Here is an 18124-nt window from a genome sequence, read left to right as displayed (position 1 = left end):
CTCCTTGTTGGGTGCAATCACTATCGCCGACATACTTATCCTGTTAAAGTAGTGACCTTATCAGGGTATAAACTATAACGGGATCGCTATGCCGACAAATGCCGCAGGTTCACTGGCGTCCTTCCTGAAGGATCGTCGCACACGGCTCGACCCGGCGGCGTTCGGGTTCTCGGGACGCAGGCGGACGCCCGGACTGCGCAGGGAGGAGGTCGCCCAGCGCGCCAACATCAGTCCGACTTGGTACACATGGCTGGAGCAGGGGCGCGGTGGCGCACCGTCTGCCGACGTCCTGAACCGGATTGCCAGCGGGCTGATGTTGACAGAGCCGGAACGCGAGCATCTGTTCATGCTTGGTCTCGGGCGGCCACCCGAGGTCTGCTACAAATCGGTCGAGGGCGTCTCTCCCCGTCTTCAACGACTGCTGGATACGCTCGACGCCAGTCCTGCGTTCATCAAGACAGCCACCTGGGATGTCGTCGCCTGGAACCAGGCCTCTGCGGTCGTTTTGACGGACTACGGCGCACTTCCGGCCGAGCAGCGCAATATCCTGCGCCTGATGTTCTGCAACCCAGCCATCAAGGGCAAGCAGCACGACTGGGAAAGTGTCGCGCGCGTCGTCGTCAGCGCCTTCAGGGCCGATGTGGCGCGGGCAGGCGCAGTGTCCGAGGTTGCAGATCTTGTCGAGGAACTGTGTCAGGCCAGCCCCGAATTCACGGCGCTATGGCGGGAAAACGACGTCAAGATCCACGGCGATGGCCTGAAGCGGATCCAGCATCCTATCCTCGGCCTGGTTGAACTGGAATACTCCGCCTTCGCCGTCGATGGCCGGCCCGATCTCAGCCTGTTCATCTACAATCCAGTCGACCCAGATATCGCCGGCCGCATCCGCGTGCTTGCCGCAGAGCGTCAACATGCTCGCGAGGGAAATTCGACCTGAACGCCGCCAGAATAGCCTGAGAGACCTTCAAACGGCGGACGCCCGCTTCTCCAGGAGCCGTTCGAAAGCCGCTTTGATCTTCATGACATGCGGCGTCTTGTATTCGAAGCCTTCATTGTGGAGATGGACCAGCATGGTGGCGTTGACCTCGAAGACCACGACCTTGCCACTTGCATCGATGGAGCAGTCGATGCCGAAATAATCGAGATTGACGATGCGCCTGATGGTCTCGAGGGCTGCCATGGCGGATGGGCCGAAGACATGCGTCGGCTTTTCCAGGAAAGCTTGTTCCTCCCGGCGCATCCATTCGAGTTCCGTCATGCGTGTCGAGATATGATGGACTTTCCAGCTTTCGCCGATCGCCAGATGGTAGGGAAAGATCTCGTCGCCGACGAAAATCAGCCGGTATTTTCGAAAGAAACCGTCCTGCGAGCGATAGTCTACGAAGTCTGTGAGATAGAGCGGCTGATCGCCGGCTTGCTCGGCAAAAGTCCGCAATTCTTGCCGGCTGGCCACAACTTCCATCATCTCGCCACCATGCGTGCCGGCATGGCGCACGATCAGCGGAAAGGCGTGGCTCTCACCATCGGCAAGGCGGCGCAGGAGTTCGGCCGCGCCGATACGGCTGGTAGCGGGCACGACGGTATCGCGGACGGCGACCAGGCGCCGCGAGATTGTCTGGCGGTCGGTTCCGACGATCAGCGCCGGATGATTGATTACCGGTTTGCGCAGCGACGCGACGAGTTCACCGAGAGCGCCGATCATGTCGAGGCCGAGGTCGGCATCGGAGATGAGGTTGACGACGACGTCGGCACTTTTGGCGAGTGCCGCGACATCGTAGTAATGGTTCTCCAGCACGATCACGAGGTCCGTATCGAAGCGGACATTCCGGATGAGATCTTCGTAGGGTGTATTGCCAGCAAAGGGTGAGAACAGCATCAGCGCCCGGAAAGCTGCCGGCTGTTGCGATGCCGGATAGCTGCAGGCCACGCCGGCCTTGGCGGCGGCAAGAAAGCTCGTCCTTGCGGCATCGGCGTTGCCGAGATGCAGTTCGGCGTTGCCGCAGAGAAGCAGCGCGTCCTGGTTGCCGGGTTCGAGTGCCAGCACGGCACGAGCGGCCAGCAGCGCTTCGTCCATCTTTCCCGCAGCTTTCAGGGCTACACCGAGGTTCGTCATGCATGAGATATCATCGGGCGAGAGCGTCAGGGCGCGTCCATAGGCAGCAATCGCCTGGCCGAGGTTGCCTGCTTTCTGCAGGAGATCGCCGAGCAACGACCACGACGAGACGTCGGCCGGCTGAAGCGTGCAGGCTCGGGCAGCGGCATCGATCGCCGCCGGCAGGTCGCCCAGCGATTCCAGCACATGGCTGCGCTTCACGAAGGCCGGGGCATGATCGTTTTTCAGGGCAATCGACCGGTCGAGACTGGAGAGGGCTTCCTGCAGACGCCGGCCTTCTGCCTGCAACTCGCCGCGGTTGTACCAGCAGACAGCATCGTCCGGCCGCAAGGTCACGAGCCTGTCGTAGCATTGCAAGGCACCTGCCGCATCGCCCGTCGATCGCAGTGCGATCGCCAGGCCGTTCAGCGCCTGAATATCGTCCGGTCGGATGCGCAGCGATGCTTCGAACCAGGAAACGGCTTCCAATGGCCTGTCGACCTGGATCAGGAGATAGGCGAGCGTATTGCAGGCGACAGGTTCGCCGGTGACGAGCCTGTGCTCCGACTGCAGGAGGGCAATGGCACCATGATAGTCTGCCGCGCCCAGCAATTCCGCCGTTCGGCCGAGGATGGCGGGCAGGGCTGACGGCTCGGGAGACAAAGGCACGACGTACTGGTTCATAAAATCGGCTTTCAAGAGACGCGGTAATCGTAGTTTCTGCCCCGTTGTCTCATTGCCAATTCAGTCTTGTTTGAAGCTGACCAGCGCATTGGTGAATTCAGCGCTGGCTCTTTTCGCTGTCCATGTGGGCCAGCATTGCGGTCGGGTAACGGTCGCCGGCGGCAGCATCTTTCGGGACGGCTGTCTCGATGTCGGCCAGATCGTCGGCGGAAAGATGCACGGCCTGCGAGCCGAGCGCCTCGCTCAGACGGTCGCGACGGCGGGCACCGACGAGGGGGATGATGTCCGCGCCTTTGGCCGCCACCCAGGCAATGGCAATCTGCGCCACCGAGGCATTCCGGGCTTTCGCAACCGTGCGAAGCGCCTCTACCAGTGCGAGGTTCTGATCGATATTGCCTTCTTGGAAGCGCGGGCTGAAGGCGCGGAAATCCCCCATGGACTTGCCGCCATCCTTTTGCCAGTGGCCGCTGATCAGGCCCCTGGACAGGACGCCGTAGGCGGTGATGGCAATGCCGAGATCGCGGCACGTTGGCAGGATCTTCTCCTCGATGCCGCGCGAGATCAGCGAATACTCGATCTGCAGGTCGACGATCTCGTGCACGGCTGCGGCCCGGCGGATGGTATCGGCACCGACTTCCGAAAGGCCGATATGCCTGACATATCCCGCCTTGATGAGGTCGGCGATGGCGCCGACCGTCTCTTCGATTGGCACGTTCGGATCGAGCCGCGCAGGGCGGTAGATGTCTATGTGATCGACGCCGAGCCGTTGCAGCGTGTAGGCGACGAAGTTCTTGATTGCCGCAGGCCGGCAGTCATAGCCGCTCCAGCCGCCGGCGGGATCGCGGAGCGCACCGAACTTGACGCTGAGCAGGAAGTCGTCGCGACTGCGGTCCTTGATGGCTTCGCCGATCAGCAACTCGTTGTGGCCCATGCCGTAGAAGTCGCCGGTGTCGAGCAGGTTGACGCCTGCATCGAGAGCCGCGTGGATGGTGGCGATGCTTTCTGCCCGGTCCGATGGACCGTACATGCCGGACATGCCCATGCAGCCGAGGCCGATTGACGATACCTGCGGGCCGGTGGTGCCCAGACGAACCTTTTCCATGCTCATTCTCCTTGATGGCGGACTTCCGTCTGAAGTCTTCGAAAGACGTTTACTCCGTCCCGCGTTGTGCGATAATCGGTATATTTAGAAACAGGCCGTACGGATTTTTGCACAATGGACGACCTGCCGCTCGGCGACCTCGCCGCCTTCCATGCCGTTGCCCGAGAGCGCAGTTTTCGCGCCGCCGCCCGCAAGCGCAACGTCTCGCCTTCGGCGCTTAGCGAGGCAGTGCGCCGGCTGGAGGAAAAGCTCGGCCTGCGGCTGTTGAACCGTACCACCCGCAGCGTTACACCGACGGAAGCCGGTGAGCGGCTAATGGAGCGGCTGGCGCCGGCGTTCAGCGACGTTGCTGCCGCTCTCGACCAGATCAACAGTTCCGACGATAACCCGGCCGGCACGTTGAAGCTGAACATCCCCTCCATCGTTGCCCGTTATATCATGCCCGGGCTGCTTGGTCGTTTCATGGCGCTCTATCCGGATATCCGGCTGGAGGTGGCGGCCGACGATAGCTTCATCGACGTGATGGCCGCCGGCTTCGACGCCGGTGTGCGCTATGGCGAGCGGCTGGAACAGGACATGATCGCGGTACCGCTCGGGCCGCGCGAGCAGCGTTATGTGACCGCCGCGTCTCCGGCCTATCTCGAAGCCAATGGTACGCCGCAACATCCGAGCGACCTGCTCGAGCACCGCTGCATCCGACACCGCTTCGTCAGCCGTTCGGTGGGACTTTGGGAATTCGAGCGAGGCGAGGAGAGCCTCGTCCTGTCGCCGCCGGCCTCGCTGATCACCGATTCGCTCGAGATCGAGGTCGGTGCCGCCGTGCGCGGACTGGGCGTGCTGCGCTGCTTCGAGGAGATTGTCGCGCCAGCCGTCGCAACGGGAGAGCTGGTCCTTATTCTCGACGAATGGGTCAGCCGTTTTCCCGGACCGTTTCTCTACTATGCCAGCCGCCGCCACATGCCCGGGCCGCTGCGCGCGTTCGTGGATTTTCTGAAGGCCGACCAGAAACGGGCCGTGCAGCCGTGAAATCAATATCTAATGTTCTGGTCTGGAACGAATTTTAGCGATTTATCGATCAATAAATTTGATCTGTTCACCCATTGTTTCTGCGCTACGATAGCGCTCACAAGTACTGCGGTTTTGCGTTCCCGTTCTGTCTCTTCAGACGCCCGGGCGTATCAATACAGGCGCCTTTCATGATCGATCCGACATTTGCCCGCCGCGGCCTCTTCCTCGTTTTTGTCATCCTGCTCCTCGACATCATCGGCATAGCCATCATCATGCCGGTGCTGCCGGCCTATCTCGAGGAATTGACGGGGGCCTCGATCAGCGAGGCTGCGGTGGAAGGGGGATGGCTGCTGCTCGCCTATGCCGGCATGCAGTTCCTGTTTGCCCCGCTTATCGGCAATCTCTCGGATCGGTTCGGGCGCCGGCCCGTCCTTTTGGCGTCGGTACTGACCTTTGCCATCGACAACCTGATCTGCGCGCTGGCGACAAGTTACTGGATGCTGTTCGTCGGCCGAATCCTGGCCGGCATCAGCGGTGCCAGCATCGCCACATGCTCGGCCTACATCGCCGATGTCAGCGATGACCAGAACCGCTCGAAAAATTTCGGGCTGATCGGCATCGCTTTCGGCGTGGGTTTCGTGCTCGGGCCGATCATCGGCGGTTTTCTCGGCGGGTTCGGTGCGCGCGTGCCGTTTTTCGGCGCTGCATTCGTGTCGCTGGTCAACTTCGTGCTCGCCTGCTTCATGTTGCCGGAGACGCTGGAGGCGAAGAACCGCCGCCGGTTCGACCTCTCGCGGGCCAACCCTTTCGGTGCGCTGAAGCAGATGCGCAGCTATCCCGGTATCGGCTGGATCGGTCTGGTGTTTTTTCTCTACTGGCTGGCTCACACCGTCTATCCCGCCGTCTGGCCTTTCGTCAGCGCCGACCGGTACGGCTGGAACGAACGGCAGATCGGTCTTTCGCTCGGCGTGTTCGGCATCGGCAGCGCCGTCGTCATGGGCTTCGTCATGCCGCGCCTGGTGCCCGTCCTCGGCGAATGGCGGACGGCGCTGGTCGGCCTTGCCTTCTGTACCGCTGGTCTTGCCGGCTATGCCTTCGCCTGGGAGGGGTGGATGGTCTATGCGGTCATCGTTGCGACAGCGTTGGAAAGCGTGGCGGATGCGCCGCTGCGCAGCATTGCCTCAGCCTCGGTGCCGGCCTCGGCGCAGGGCGAGTTGCAGGGTGCCATGAGCAGCCTTTCCAGTCTGACGACGATCATCGGACCGCTGATCTTCACCCAGTTGTTCGGTTGGTTCACCGGGCCCAGCGCACCCATCGTCTTTGCCGGGGCTCCCTATGCGATGGCATCGGTCTTCCTGCTGGTGGCGCTTGTGGTCTTTGTGGTCAGGGTGCGCTCGAAAGCGCGAGACATTGAAGAAAATGCCTAAGGCTTAGTCATTCCTCATGGAATCTGCCGCATTCTTCGTCAAAATTGCTCTCGCGACTGGCTTATAAAGCCTATTTGCGCTACCAGCGCCCGAAACGCTTGCGACCCATCCGGTCGACCGGCGCAGCGAACGACGAGACTTTCGACATGGATACGCCTTTGCTTGCGCAGCGTTTTGCGCATAACGACGACAATTCCTGGCCAGCGCATTTCCGCGCTGCAATCATGCTTGGCGTGCCGCTGATCGGCGCACAGCTGGCGCAGCTCGGTATAAACACGACGGATGTGATGATCGTCGGCAGGCTCGGGGCCGAGCAACTGGCCGCCATGGTGCTTTCGGGCCAGTTCCTGTTCACCATCCTGATCTTCGGCTCCGGCTTTTCCATCGCCGTCATTCCGATGGTGGCGCAGGCCTATGGGCGCGACGACGTCATCAGCGTTCGCCGCTCTCTGCGGATGGGGCTGTGGGTGGCCGTTGCCTACTGGCTGATCATGCAGCCGGCGTTTTACTACGCCGAGGACATTCTGCTTGCCGCCGGGCAGAAGCCGGATGTCGCCAGACTTGCCGCAGGCTATATCGAGATCGGCCACTTCGCGCTGCTGCCGGCGTCGCTCTACAATGTGATCCGCTCGCTGGTCAGCGCCATCGGGCGGGCGAGTATCGTGCTATACGTCACCATCGCCATGCTCGCCATGAATGCGCTGCTGGCCTACGGGCTGGTGCTCGGCCATTTCGGCCTGCCTGCCATGGGTCTGCGGGGTGCCGCCTATGTGGCGCTTGCGGTGCAGACGGCTGGCTTCCTGTTCATCGTCGGCTATGTGCAGAGCATTGCCGAGACACGCCGCTATGAGATTTTCGTTCGCCTCTGGCGGCCGGACTGGCATGCCTTGTGGGACGTCGTCCGGCTCGGCCTGCCCATCAGCATTACCATCCTTGCCGAAGTCAGCCTGTTTACCGCAGCCTCGTTGCTGATCGGCAGGATCGGCACCATCGAGCTTGCCGCCCACGGCATTGCGCTGCAATGGGCATCGATCGCCTTCATGATCCCGCTCGGGCTTTCGCAGGCGGCCACCGTGCTGATCGGTGTTGCCCATGGCCGTGGCGACCGCACCGCACTCGTGCGGGCCGCCATCACCGTGCTCATCATCTCCTCGACGCTGTCCGTCATTGGCGGCATCCTGTTTGCCACGATGCCTGAATATTTCGGCAGCTGGTTCCTCGATGTGACCTCTGCCGAGGCGCCGCAGGTGCTCGCCTATGCCGCGCCGCTGATCGTCGTTGCCGGAATTTTCCAGCTGGTGGATGGTTTGCAGGCCATCGCCAGCGGCCTCTTGCGCGGTCTGAAGGACGCGCGGGTGCCGATGATCATCGCGCTGGTCGCCTACTGGCCTATCGGCTTCCTGCTAGCATGGGTGCTGGCCTTCCCACTCGGCCTCGGCGGCATAGGTATCTGGCTCGGCTTCCTTCTAGGTCTCGCCGCAGCAGCAACGATGCTGTGCGTCCGGCTTTATCTGCTGGTGAAGGCGGAAGGGCGCGACGAGTTGGCTGACTGAATTTGCGGCTCGGAGGATGAGTCCTGTGAAGAAGCTGTAATCTACAGTTTACAAAACTGTGAGCTGTCTCTACATTGTGTCGATGCTCGAAGTTCGGCAGACGATCTTGTTCAGGCGTTGGTTCGATGGCCTGAAAGACAAGCGTGCGGTCGAGCGGATCACCCAGCGTATCGTTCGACTGCAAGCCGGTTTGTTTGGAGACATAAAATTCTTCGATGGCATCGGCGAGTTGCGCGTCGATCATGGGCCTGGGTATCGGGTTTATTTTGTGCAGCGCGGATCTGTCCTGGTCATTTTACTGTGGGGCGGCGACAAGAGTTCTCAAACCCGCGATATACGGAAAGCCAAGGCCATGGCGGATGATTTGGAGATTTGATTGCCAGTGAAGACGCTACCTTTCGATGCTGCAGATCATTTGCAGAGCGGCCAATCCCAGCTTGAGTTGCTGAGCGATGCTTTTAATTCCGGGAGCGCATCCTATGTCGCGGTGGCGTTGGGCGTCATTGCGCGCGCCAAAGGCATGACGGAAGTATCGAAAACGGCAGGCATAACCCGCGAAGCGCTATACAAAGCTCTCAGCGCCGACGGCGATCCGAAGCTGAGCACGCTGCTTGGCGTGCTCAACGCTCTCGACATCCAGCTGAAATTGGCCCCTCGCAACAAAAAAGCCCCGGACTGAAAATTCAGCCGGGGCTCGATCTATCTTCCTCAATAAGGTTTAGCGTTCAGTCAGGGCCGGTTCGCCCTTCTTCTCGCGCACCATGTTCATGAAGCGGCGGAAGAGGTAGTGGCTGTCCTGCGGGCCTGGCGAAGCCTCCGGATGGTGCTGGACGGAGAACACCGGCTTACCGGAAAGCCTGAGGCCGCAGTTCGAGCCGTCGAACAGAGATACGTGAGTCTCTTCAACGCCTTCCGGCAGCGACTTCGCGTCGACCGCGAAACCATGGTTCATCGAGACGATCTCGACCTTGCCTGTCGTGTGGTCCTTGACCGGATGGTTGGCGCCGTGGTGGCCCTGATGCATCTTTTCGGTCTTCCCGCCGAGCGCCAGGCCAAGCATCTGGTGGCCGAGGCAGATCCCGAACATAGGGATGTCGCTGTCGATCAGGTCCTTGATGACAGGCACGGCATATTCGCCGGTTGCTGCTGGGTCGCCAGGCCCGTTTGACAGGAAGACGCCGTCCGGCTTGAGGCCAAGCACATCTTCGCTCGAGGCATTGGCCGGCAGGATCGTGACCTTGCAGTCGAGGCCGGCAAACAGTCGGAGGATGTTGCGCTTGACCCCGTAGTCGAGGCAGACGACGTGGTATTTTGCCTCTTCGGGGCCGAGTTCGCCATAGCCTTCGTTCCAGACCCAAGGGGTCTGAGCCCATTGGGCCGATTGGCCCGAAGTCGCGACTTTGGCGAGATCGAGGCCTTCGAGGCCGCTCCACGCCTTGGCGTCGGCCTTCAGCTGGTCGATGTCGAAGGTGCCGGTCGGTTCGTGGGCGATGACGGCGTTCGGCGCGCCATGCTCGCGGATCCAGGCGGTCAGCGCCCTTGTGTCGATGCCGCACATGCCGATGATGCCGCGGCCCTTCAGCCAGGCATCGAGATGCTTGAGCGACCGATAATTCGAAGGGTCGCTGATGTCGGCCTTAAAAATGACGCCGACGGCGCCGTGGCGCCCGGCGGGCGTCAGATCCTCTACGTCTTCGTCATTGGCGCCGACATTGCCGATATGCGGGAAAGTGAAGGTGACGATTTGGCCGAGGTAGGAGGGGTCTGTGAGGATTTCCTCATAGCCGGTCAGCGCCGTGTTGAAGCAGACTTCGGCCTGCACCTTGCCGGTGGCCCCGATGCCCTTGCCCTCGATCACGGTGCCATCAGCAAGAACCAGCATGGCGGTCGGCAGTTCGGTCGTCCAAGGGGCAGTCGCGGTCATTGTCATCCCGTTTCCGGCGTGCGCGTGCCAAACCTTGCAAAGGTCGGCCGCAGTCGCCATTCTGGTTCGCGGACAGGAGCGCACGACAAGGGTCGCGCTGTATCAGGTCCTGATATCGATGTGTGTGCAGGTCCCGGTCAATAGCCAAATGTGTCCCGCCGGTCAATCTATCTAGGGCAATTCCGGTGCAATTGCGTTGATCGGTCGCGACCCGATAGTCTAAGAGACATGCAAACAGATGAGGGGCGGCCGATTTTCGCGGCTGGCCCGTTGAAGGAGTGTACCATGATCCGCGAAACGCTTGCCAACGCCCAGAAAGATGCGATGCGTGCCAAGGATGCTGCCCGGCTTTCGACCGTGCGGCTGATCCTGTCGGCCATCAAGGACCGCGACATCGCCAATCGCGGCGTCGCCAAGGAGGCGGCCAGCGACGACGAGATCCTGCAGATCCTCGCCAAGATGATCAAGCAGCGCGACGAATCGGCCAAGATCTACGACGAGGGCAAGCGCCCGGAACTGGCTGCCAAGGAGCGCGAGGAAATCGCCATTATCCAAGGCTACATGCCGGAGCAGATTTCCGACGACAAGGCCCGGGAGATCATTGCCGGGGTCATCGCCGAGACCGGCGCTGCCGGCATTAAGGACATGGGGAAGTGCATGGCCGTGCTGAAGGAGCGCTATGCCGGCCAGATGGATTTCGCCAAAGCCTCCGGGATACTGAAGGATCTGCTGAAATAATCCCGACGAGCCCAAGGACATAAAAAAGGCAGGAGCTGGGGGGAGCTCCTGCCTTTGTACTTTGCAGCCGTCTGATGACGCAGGGTGGGGCCCAAAATCAGACGTCTATAGCAAAGCCACCCATGTGAGACCGCGCCGGGGGTAGGGATGGTGTCTCACACGGGAATTCGAGAAATCAGCGGTTTGTCGAGGCCTTCGTTGGTGTCGCGGGGTGATGCGCCATCTGCCAAGCCATGACAGCTTGGTCGAAAGATTTCAGGCTATTTGCCTGGCTGTCGTTCATGGCCGAGGCACTGTAGTTTGCCATCGCGAAGATGGCTGCGGCGGCAAAGGGGACGATCAGTATTCGCATGCCAGTCTCCTAAACAGGAAGCTCTCCTCGGCTTCCGGTTTGGCGGGGCTGTCCGGACATGTCGCGTCGCAAAGATATCAACTCTGCCGGCATGTCCCAGTCCGTATCTGCAAGCTATTGCGCTGCAGCATGCTTTTCAAATTACAAAAAAATAATGTTTCGCGCGGCAAGTTCGGCCGCAAATGCGCCGTGATCGAGGTGTCGGCAGCGGCGATCTGCATCCTTGTTGCGACCGATGCCGCCACTATTTGGCGCGCCGCTTCTTTTCCTCGCTCATGTAGTGACGCAGGACAGCGTTGATCCGGGTCTGGTAGCCCTTGCCGCTGGCCTGGAAGAAATCGACGATATCCTGATCGAGCCGGATCGACAGGGCTTTCTTGGCAACGGGAACGACCCACTCGGCCTTCGACCAGTCGATGTCGATGAAGTCAGCCCAATCGGGATCGTCGCGCATGGCGCGCTCGATGTCCTCGTCGCTCATGGCATCGACGCGCGCCCAGTCTGTCTCGCTCACCTCGCCACGGGCGCGTTTCGCAAGGATTTCGTCAGCGGTTATTCTGGTGATATTCTCTGATTTCATTCTTTCGTGCCGCACAGGCTTAAATGATCCGGCAGATCTCGCCTCTCATCGTATAGACAACGGCGATCAGTTTTCCGGAGTCGGGGCAGATTGCCACCGTGCGGACTTCTCCTTCTCTGTCAAAGCCGTATTCGATATGCGGTTCACGCAAAGCGAGAACGGCATCTTCGAAATCTATTCAGTGTTTGCGCAAATTCGATTGGCGTTTGTCCTCATCCCATTCGTGGGAGGCAAATTGTATTCGGATCAGCGGCATGGAGTTCTCTCGTCCCTCACAGCCGCTAAACTCGATTTCTGTATTTCAATTTGTATATACAGCACCCGCTTTGTCAATCCTGTGGATCAGCACTGACCCCCACGAGTTTCATGGCAATGGCGGACGTTAGGGCTTATAGGAGAAGCATCAGCCAGAGGTGTCCATGCGATTTTCCCCGACCTTTCTTGACGAGATCCGCGACCGCGTTCCGATATCGGACGTGATCGCGCGGCGCGTCAGCTGGGACAAGCGCAAGACCAACGTGTCGCGGGCCGACTACTGGGCCTGCTGCCCGTTCCACGGCGAGAAATCGCCGAGCTTTCACTGCGAGGACCGCAAGGGCCGCTATCATTGCTTTGGCTGCGGCGTCACCGGCGACCATTTTCGCTTCCTCACCGATCTCGAGGGCCTGAGCTTTCCCGAGGCGGTGCAGCAGGTGGCCGACATGGCCGGCATCGCCATGCCGGCGGCCGATCCTGTCGCGGAAAAACGCCAGCGCGAGCAGACCTCGCTGCTCGACGTGATGGAGATGGCGACGCAGTATTTCCAGGAGCAGCTGCAGAGCCCGAGCGGTGCGCGGGCGCGGGCCTATCTGCGTGACCGTGGCCTGACGGGCCGGACCATCGAGACCTTCCGGCTTGGCTTTGCGCTCGACAGCCGCAACGCGCTGAAGGAATATCTGGCGGGAAAGAACGTCCCGAAGGACCAGATCGAGGCCTGCGGGCTCGTGGTCCACGGGCCGGATATCCCCGTTGCCTACGACCGCTTTCGCGACCGCATCATGTTCCCGATCCTGTCGTCGCGCGATAAGGTGATTGCTTTCGGCGGCCGCGCCATGGCGCCGGATGCGCCGGCCAAGTACCTGAACTCGAACGAGACCGAGCTCTTCCACAAGGGCAACGTGCTCTACAATTTCAATCGCGCCCGGCGCGCCAGCCAGGGCGCTGATGGATCAGGCACGATCATTGCCGTCGAAGGCTACATGGACGTCATCGCGCTGCATCAGGCGGGCATCGAGAATGCCGTGGCGCCGCTCGGCACGGCGCTGACGGAAAACCAGCTGGAGCTGCTCTGGCGGATGACGCCGCAGCCGGTTCTGTGCTTCGACGGCGATGCCGCCGGCATCCGCGCCGCCAACCGGGGCGTCGATCTCGCCCTCCCGCGGCTGAAGCCCGGCTATTCGGTGCGCTTTGCCATGCTGCCCGACGGCAAGGACCCCGACGACATGGTCCGCCACGAGGGCAGGGCTCCGTTCGACAAGGTCATGTCGCAGGCGCGGCCGCTGGCCGAGATGGTCTGGAGCCGCGAGGTCTCGAGCGGCAAGTTCGACACGCCGGAAAGCCGCGCCGAACTCGAGGCACGACTGAAGCAGATGGTATCGGTCATTGCCGACGAAAATGTCCGCCGCCACTACCAGCAGGATATCCGCGACCGGCTGAATGCTTTCTTCCAGCCGCAGTTTCGCAACGGCGGCAACCAGCAGGGCCGCAATTTCAGGAGCGGCAACGCCAGCGGCGGTCGCGCCGGTCGCAACGATCCGCGCGGCAACGGCCCTGCCAGCACCAAGGCGCCGAATGCCATTTCCAACCGGCTGACCGGCTCCGGCATGGTGCGCGGCCATAGCGCTGCGCCGGCCTTACGCGAAAGCGTGCTGGCGCTGACCATCGTCAACCATCCGCTGCTGCTGCAGGATGAGTACGACGAGATCGCCTCGATCGACTACGACAACCGTGATCTGCAGCGCCTGTGGTCGGCCATGCTCGGTACCGCGGCGGCACTGGCCGGGCCGCACCTGACCCGCGAGCATCTGGTCGAGAGGCTGGAGGCGCAGGGGTTTGCGGCGCTGATCAAGGGGCTGGACCAGCAGGTGCGCAATGCGCGGCTCTGGACTGCCACCGAGGAGGCCGCCATCGAGGATGCCCGCGAGGGATATCGTCAGGCGCTTGGCCTGCACAAGCGCACCAAAGCGCTGCGTTGGCAGAAGATCGAGCTCGAGCGCGAGATTGCCGATGCCACCGAGGCCGGTGCCGAGGATGACATCGATCAACTGATGCGGGCGCTGAACGAGATCCAGCTGGAAATCTCCCGCATGGAAAACCAGGAAGCCATCATCGACGGCTTTGGCCTGCTGTCCGGCCGCGTCAAGGCAGCCGTCACCCACGGCGGCTGATGACTATGGGCTATACCCCCCTCTGTCAGCTGCGCTGATATCTGCCCCCACAAAGGGGGAGATCATTCTTTTCCCTTTTGGGCCCAAAGCTCTCGGCCAATCTCCCCCCTTGTGGGGGAGATGTCCCGTAGGGACAGAGGGGGGCGCCGCCGCAAACTCACAATCCATTGCGGTCACCGCGCCAGATGATTCTCGATCAGCGGAACCGTCCCATTTTCCGCCTGAGCCGGAGGGAAGCGACGCGCCGGGACGCGCTTCCTCTCATGCGTCTCCCGTTCCCTTTGATCACCGCCGATCCCGATCGGTCTGTGGACCAGGTAACCTGCGCTGACACAGCGTCTGCCCCGCAGCCTCTGCAGCGGCGCCTCCGGTGCAGAGGGCCGAAGTCGGAACGCATCGTTCGCGCAACTACGGTTTACAGAAACCGGGCGCTCTGCGAAGAGGGGCCGACATTATCGTCGAGGCATCAAGGATTCGCTTCCCGAGCCCGGGCGGACAGCCGCCGAGGCCCGTGGGGGCGCTGGAAAAGACCATGCAAAACTCGGACATTGCGCTCTTGCTGACCGCCCTTGGCGGCGTCATTTTTCTCGTCGTTCTCATCGTTTCCCGCGCGCGTCTGCATCCGCTGATCGCGCTGATCATCACGTCCATCGCTGTCGGTCTGCTGACGGGGATGCCGACGGACAAGCTGGTCAAGTCCATCGAGTCGGGTGCCGGCAACACGCTTGGCGCCGTCGGTCTCGTCGTCGCGCTGGGGGCGATGCTGGGCAGGATACTGGCGGATGGTGGGGTGACCGAAGGCATCTCCGACATCATCATCCGCAAGACCTCCGTGCGCCTGCTTCCCTGGGCGATGGCCGGGGCGGCCTTCATCATCGGCATCCCGATGTTCTTCGAGGTCGGGCTGGTCGTCCTCTTGCCGCTGGTCTTCAGCGTGGCGCGCAAGCTCGATGCGGCCTCCAGTATTCGCGGCTCGGCCTATGTCTATGTCGGCGTTCCCGTGATCGCCGCGCTTGCCGCCATGCACGGCATGGTGCCGCCGCATCCGGGACCGCTCACCGCCATCGCCTCGCTGCATACGAATATCGGCGCGACGATGCTGTATGGCTTCCTCGCCGCAATCCCGGCCATCATTCTCGGCGGACCGGTCTATGGCGCCTTCATCACCCCGCGACTGTCCGTTCGGCCGGATCAGGCGCTCATCGACCAGTTCTCGTCCGAAGGCCCCGTCGACGGTGCAGACCATACACCGCCTGGCCTCGCGCTCAGCCTGCTCACAGCCCTGTTGCCGGCGCTGCTGATGCTGGCGAACGCGATTGCCGAACTGGTCTTCCCCAAGGACGCGGCTATCGTCCATGTCACCGGGTTTCTGGGCGAGCCGGCCATTGCCATGCTGATCGGTGTGCTGTTTGCCGCCCTGATGCTCGTCTACATCAGAAATGGAAACACGGAGACGCTGCGCAGCTCGATGTCGGCGAGCGTCAAGCCGGTCGCCAACGTGCTCCTGATCATCGCTGGCGGCGGCGCGTTCCAGCACGTCCTGACCGACGCCAAGGTCGGGGATGCGATCATGCATCTCAGCCAGCAGTTCTCCCTATCGCCGCTTATCCTCGGCTGGATCATCTCGATGCTGTTGTCGGTGTCGACGGGTTCGGCCACCGTCGGCATCGTCGGAGCATCCGGCCTGCTCGGGCCGCTAGCGGGCGGCGAGGGGCTCAATGTGCCGTTGCTGGCGCTCTCGATCGGCTGCGGCTCGCTGTTCTTCAATTATGCCAACCATGCCGGCTTCTGGCTGGTGAAGGAATCCTTCGGCATGTCTATGGGCGAAGCGACGAAGACGATCTCCGTGGTCCAGTCCATCGTCTCGGCGGTCGGGCTGGTCATGGTGCTGCTCATGAACCTGCTGCCGCCGCTGATCTGATCGGGAAGGACGTTTCCCCTTCTCCCCTCGGGGGAGAAGGTGCCCGAAGGGCGGATGAGGGGCCTTGAGCCGACGGCGACGGCGCGAAGACCCCCTCATCGCCGCGCATTCGCTCGGCACTTCTCCCCGAGGGGAGAAGGGAAGTGCAGCGGGTGCAGTCGACTTCGAAACATGCCATGGTGGGCCAGCCCCGGGGGTGCCTCCCACCCGTCGATTCGACGGCGGCGGCCGAAATGAAACAGCAGCCCGGGAAGGGCCAGGGCGGGCGTGAAGACCTGCCGAGCGAAGGAAGATAATGTCGAAGCCGGAGAAGAACGATCCACGGTTTTCCACCGACGAGGCGTTGTTTGGCCTCGAACCGCCGAGGGATGTCTTCGAGCCGGATCAAGCGGCCGGATGGGAGCCCTACGGCGAGCCGTACGCTGCGCCAGAGCCGCACACCTCGCGGGCGTTACCGAGGTCGTCCGCCGGGCAGGCGCCGCTCGATGTGCTGAAGCGGATCTATGGCTATCCGGCCTTTCGCGGCAAGCAGCAGCAGGTGGTCGAGCACGTCGTTTCCGGCGGCGATGCGGTCGTGTTGTTTCCGACCGGCGCCGGCAAGTCGCTGTGCTTCCAGATCCCGGCGCTCTGCCGCAACGGCATTGGCATTGTCGTCTCGCCGCTGATTGCGCTGATGCGCGACCAGGTGCAGGCGCTGAAGCAGCTGGGTGTCAACGCGGCAGCGTTGAATTCGTCGATCACCCGCGAAGAGGCGCAAGCCATCTATCGCGACATCCGCAACGGCACGCTCGAACTGCTCTACATGACGCCCGAGCGCATCCTTACCGACAATTTCCGTCAGACCATCGGTGACGCGAAGATTGCGCTGTTTGCCATCGACGAGGCCCATTGTGTGTCGCAGTGGGGCCATGATTTCCGGCCGGAATACCGCGAACTCGGCAAGCTCGCCGAACAGTTTCCGGGCGTGCCGCGCATCGCGCTGACGGCGACGGCCGATCCTCACACCCGCGACGACATCATCGCCCGGCTGCAGCTCGACACCGCAAAAATCTTCTCCACCAGCTTCGACCGCCCCAACATCGCCTACGAGATCGTCGAGCGCGACCAGCCGCGCCAGCAGCTGCTGCGCTTTCTCTCCGGCCACAAGGGCGACAGCGGCATCGTCTACTGCCTGTCGCGCGCCAAGGTCGAAGACACCGCCGAATGGCTGAACGGGCAGGGCATCAGGGCACTCGCCTATCACGCCGGCATGGACCGGGCGGTGCGCGATGCCAACCAGGATGCATTTTTGAAGGAGGAAGACCTCTGCCTTGTCGCCACGGTCGCCTTCGGCATGGGCATCGACAAACCGAACGTGCGCTATGTCGCCCATCTCGACATCCCGGGCTCCGTCGAGGCCTATTATCAGGAAACGGGACGCGCCGGCCGCGATGGCCTGCCGTCCAACGTCTGGATGGCCTATGGCATGGCCGACGTCATCCAGCGCGGCAAGATGATCGACGAAGGCGCGTCGGCCCCCGAAATCAAGCGGGTGGAGCGCGCCAAGCTCAACGCGCTGCTCGCCATCTGCGAGACCTCCGGCTGCCGCCGCCAGGCGATTCTTGCCCATTTCGGCGAGAGCCATGCGGGGAACTGCGGCAATTGCGACACCTGCCTGAAGCCGGTGGAAACCTGGGACGGCACGGAGGCGGCGATCAAGGCGCTGGCCGCCATCTACCGCACCGGCGAACGCTTTGGCGCCGGCCACGTCATCGATGTGCTCACAGGCAATGTCAACGAGAAGACCCAGCGCTTCGGCCATGCCGACATGCCGGTCTTCGGCGTCGGAAAGGACATCCCCGTCCGCACCTGGCAATCCGTCTTCCGCCAGCTTCTCGCCGCCGGCCTCGTCAGCGTCGATCATACCGCCTATGGCGCGCTGAAGCTGACGCCGGATGCCAAGGCCGTGTTCAAGAAGGAACGCAGCATCCAGTTCCGCAAGGATCGCCCGGCCACGGCCAAGTCCGCGAGGCGCGGTGCCGGCGCGAGCGCTGCAAGCGGCGGCGCGCCGAGGACGGCCGGCCTGTCGGCAGCGGATGCGGCGCTGTTCGAGGAATTGAGGGCCGAGCGCATGAAGATCGCCAAGACGCTGGGCGTGCCGCCCTATGTCGTGTTTCCGGACACGACGCTGATCGCCATGGCCAGCGAACGGCCGGGCAGTGCGGACGAGATGCTGGCGATCTCGGGCGTGGGGCAGGCGAAGCTGGAGCGCTATGGGGATGCGTTTTTGGCGGTGATTGGGCGGGGGTGATTGGGGGGATGATGCTGGTGTTTTGGG

The 18124-nt window shown here is 62.2% G+C and carries 15 protein-coding genes; 10 read left to right on the top strand and 5 right to left on the bottom strand.

Annotated features, from left to right (window positions below):
- Positions 1 to 88: 88 nt before the first annotated feature.
- On the top strand, positions 89 to 937 hold the full coding sequence (locus J5274_RS15690) for a helix-turn-helix transcriptional regulator (protein WP_142823298.1): 849 nt from the start codon (positions 89 to 91) through the stop codon (positions 935 to 937).
- 27 nt (positions 938 to 964) lie between these two features.
- Here J5274_RS15690 and J5274_RS15685 read toward each other — a convergent pair whose 3' ends face one another.
- Together J5274_RS15685 and J5274_RS15680 are read right to left on the bottom strand one after the other, a co-directional pair.
- Complete coding sequence (locus J5274_RS15685) at positions 965 to 2776, bottom strand: tetratricopeptide repeat protein (protein WP_219274668.1); 1812 nt, start codon at positions 2774 to 2776, stop codon at positions 965 to 967.
- Positions 2777 to 2873: 97 nt separating this feature from the next.
- On the bottom strand, positions 2874 to 3878 hold the full coding sequence (locus tag J5274_RS15680) for an aldo/keto reductase (protein WP_142823296.1): 1005 nt from the start codon (positions 3876 to 3878) through the stop codon (positions 2874 to 2876).
- A gap of 114 nt (positions 3879 to 3992) precedes the next feature.
- On the opposite strand from J5274_RS15680, the gene J5274_RS15675 reads away from it, so the two are divergent.
- From J5274_RS15675 to J5274_RS15655, 5 genes are all read left to right on the top strand, one after another.
- Positions 3993 to 4904 (top strand): LysR family transcriptional regulator, encoded by a 912-nt coding sequence (locus J5274_RS15675; protein ID WP_219274667.1) that lies wholly within the window; start codon positions 3993 to 3995, stop codon positions 4902 to 4904.
- 170 nt (positions 4905 to 5074) lie between these two features.
- Positions 5075 to 6313: a TCR/Tet family MFS transporter gene (locus J5274_RS15670; RefSeq protein ID WP_142829287.1), complete on the top strand. Its 1239-nt coding sequence runs from the start codon at positions 5075 to 5077 to the stop codon at positions 6311 to 6313.
- Between the two features lie 146 nt (positions 6314 to 6459).
- Positions 6460 to 7866, top strand: a complete 1407-nt coding sequence (locus J5274_RS15665) for an MATE family efflux transporter (protein WP_142823293.1) — start codon at positions 6460 to 6462, stop codon at positions 7864 to 7866.
- Positions 7867 to 7948: 82 nt separating this feature from the next.
- Complete coding sequence (locus J5274_RS15660) at positions 7949 to 8242, top strand: type II toxin-antitoxin system RelE/ParE family toxin (RefSeq protein WP_142823292.1); 294 nt, start codon at positions 7949 to 7951, stop codon at positions 8240 to 8242.
- Positions 8243 to 8248: 6 nt separating this feature from the next.
- Positions 8249 to 8545: an addiction module antidote protein gene (locus J5274_RS15655; RefSeq protein ID WP_307877639.1), complete on the top strand. Its 297-nt coding sequence runs from the start codon at positions 8249 to 8251 to the stop codon at positions 8543 to 8545.
- A 39-nt stretch (positions 8546 to 8584) separates the two neighbouring features.
- On the opposite strand, the gene carA is transcribed toward J5274_RS15655, so the two are convergent.
- On the bottom strand, positions 8585 to 9790 hold the full coding sequence (carA, locus tag J5274_RS15650; RefSeq protein ID WP_142823609.1) for a glutamine-hydrolyzing carbamoyl-phosphate synthase small subunit: 1206 nt from the start codon (positions 9788 to 9790) through the stop codon (positions 8585 to 8587).
- A 285-nt stretch (positions 9791 to 10075) separates the two neighbouring features.
- Between carA and J5274_RS15645 the strand changes: the two genes are divergently transcribed.
- Entirely contained in the window at positions 10076 to 10528 is a 453-nt protein-coding gene (locus tag J5274_RS15645; protein ID WP_142823290.1) for a GatB/YqeY domain-containing protein, read from the top strand.
- 175 nt (positions 10529 to 10703) lie between these two features.
- On the opposite strand, the gene J5274_RS15640 is transcribed toward J5274_RS15645, so the two are convergent.
- Both J5274_RS15640 and J5274_RS15635 read right to left on the bottom strand, forming a co-directional pair.
- Positions 10704 to 10880 (bottom strand): hypothetical protein, encoded by a 177-nt coding sequence (locus J5274_RS15640; protein ID WP_153816481.1) that lies wholly within the window; start codon positions 10878 to 10880, stop codon positions 10704 to 10706.
- 244 nt (positions 10881 to 11124) lie between these two features.
- Positions 11125 to 11460 carry a BrnA antitoxin family protein gene (locus J5274_RS15635; RefSeq protein WP_142823289.1) on the bottom strand — a complete coding sequence of 112 codons (336 nt, stop codon included), beginning with the start codon at positions 11458 to 11460 and terminating at the stop codon, positions 11125 to 11127.
- Positions 11461 to 11879: 419 nt separating this feature from the next.
- Here J5274_RS15635 and dnaG point away from each other — a divergent pair, with 419 nt between their 5' ends.
- The 3 genes from dnaG (at position 11880) to recQ (ending at position 18097) form a co-directional block, all read left to right on the top strand.
- Positions 11880 to 13886: a DNA primase gene (dnaG, locus tag J5274_RS15630; protein WP_142823288.1), complete on the top strand. Its 2007-nt coding sequence runs from the start codon at positions 11880 to 11882 to the stop codon at positions 13884 to 13886.
- Positions 13887 to 14418: 532 nt separating this feature from the next.
- The gene (locus J5274_RS15625) at positions 14419 to 15807 is read left to right on the top strand and encodes a GntP family permease (RefSeq protein WP_142823287.1); all 1389 of its coding nucleotides are present in this window, start codon (positions 14419 to 14421) and stop codon (positions 15805 to 15807) included.
- Positions 15808 to 16102: 295 nt separating this feature from the next.
- Positions 16103 to 18097, top strand: coding sequence for a DNA helicase RecQ (gene recQ / locus J5274_RS15620; protein ID WP_142823286.1), 1995 nt, complete (start codon positions 16103 to 16105; stop codon positions 18095 to 18097).
- The last annotated feature ends 27 nt before the right edge of the window (positions 18098 to 18124 follow it).

Source organism: Rhizobium sp. L51/94, assembly GCF_019355555.1.
Lineage (GTDB): Bacteria > Pseudomonadota > Alphaproteobacteria > Rhizobiales > Rhizobiaceae > Rhizobium > Rhizobium rhododendri.
Note: the sequence above shows the minus strand (reverse complement) of the source record. Positions and strands in the feature narration are given on the sequence as shown.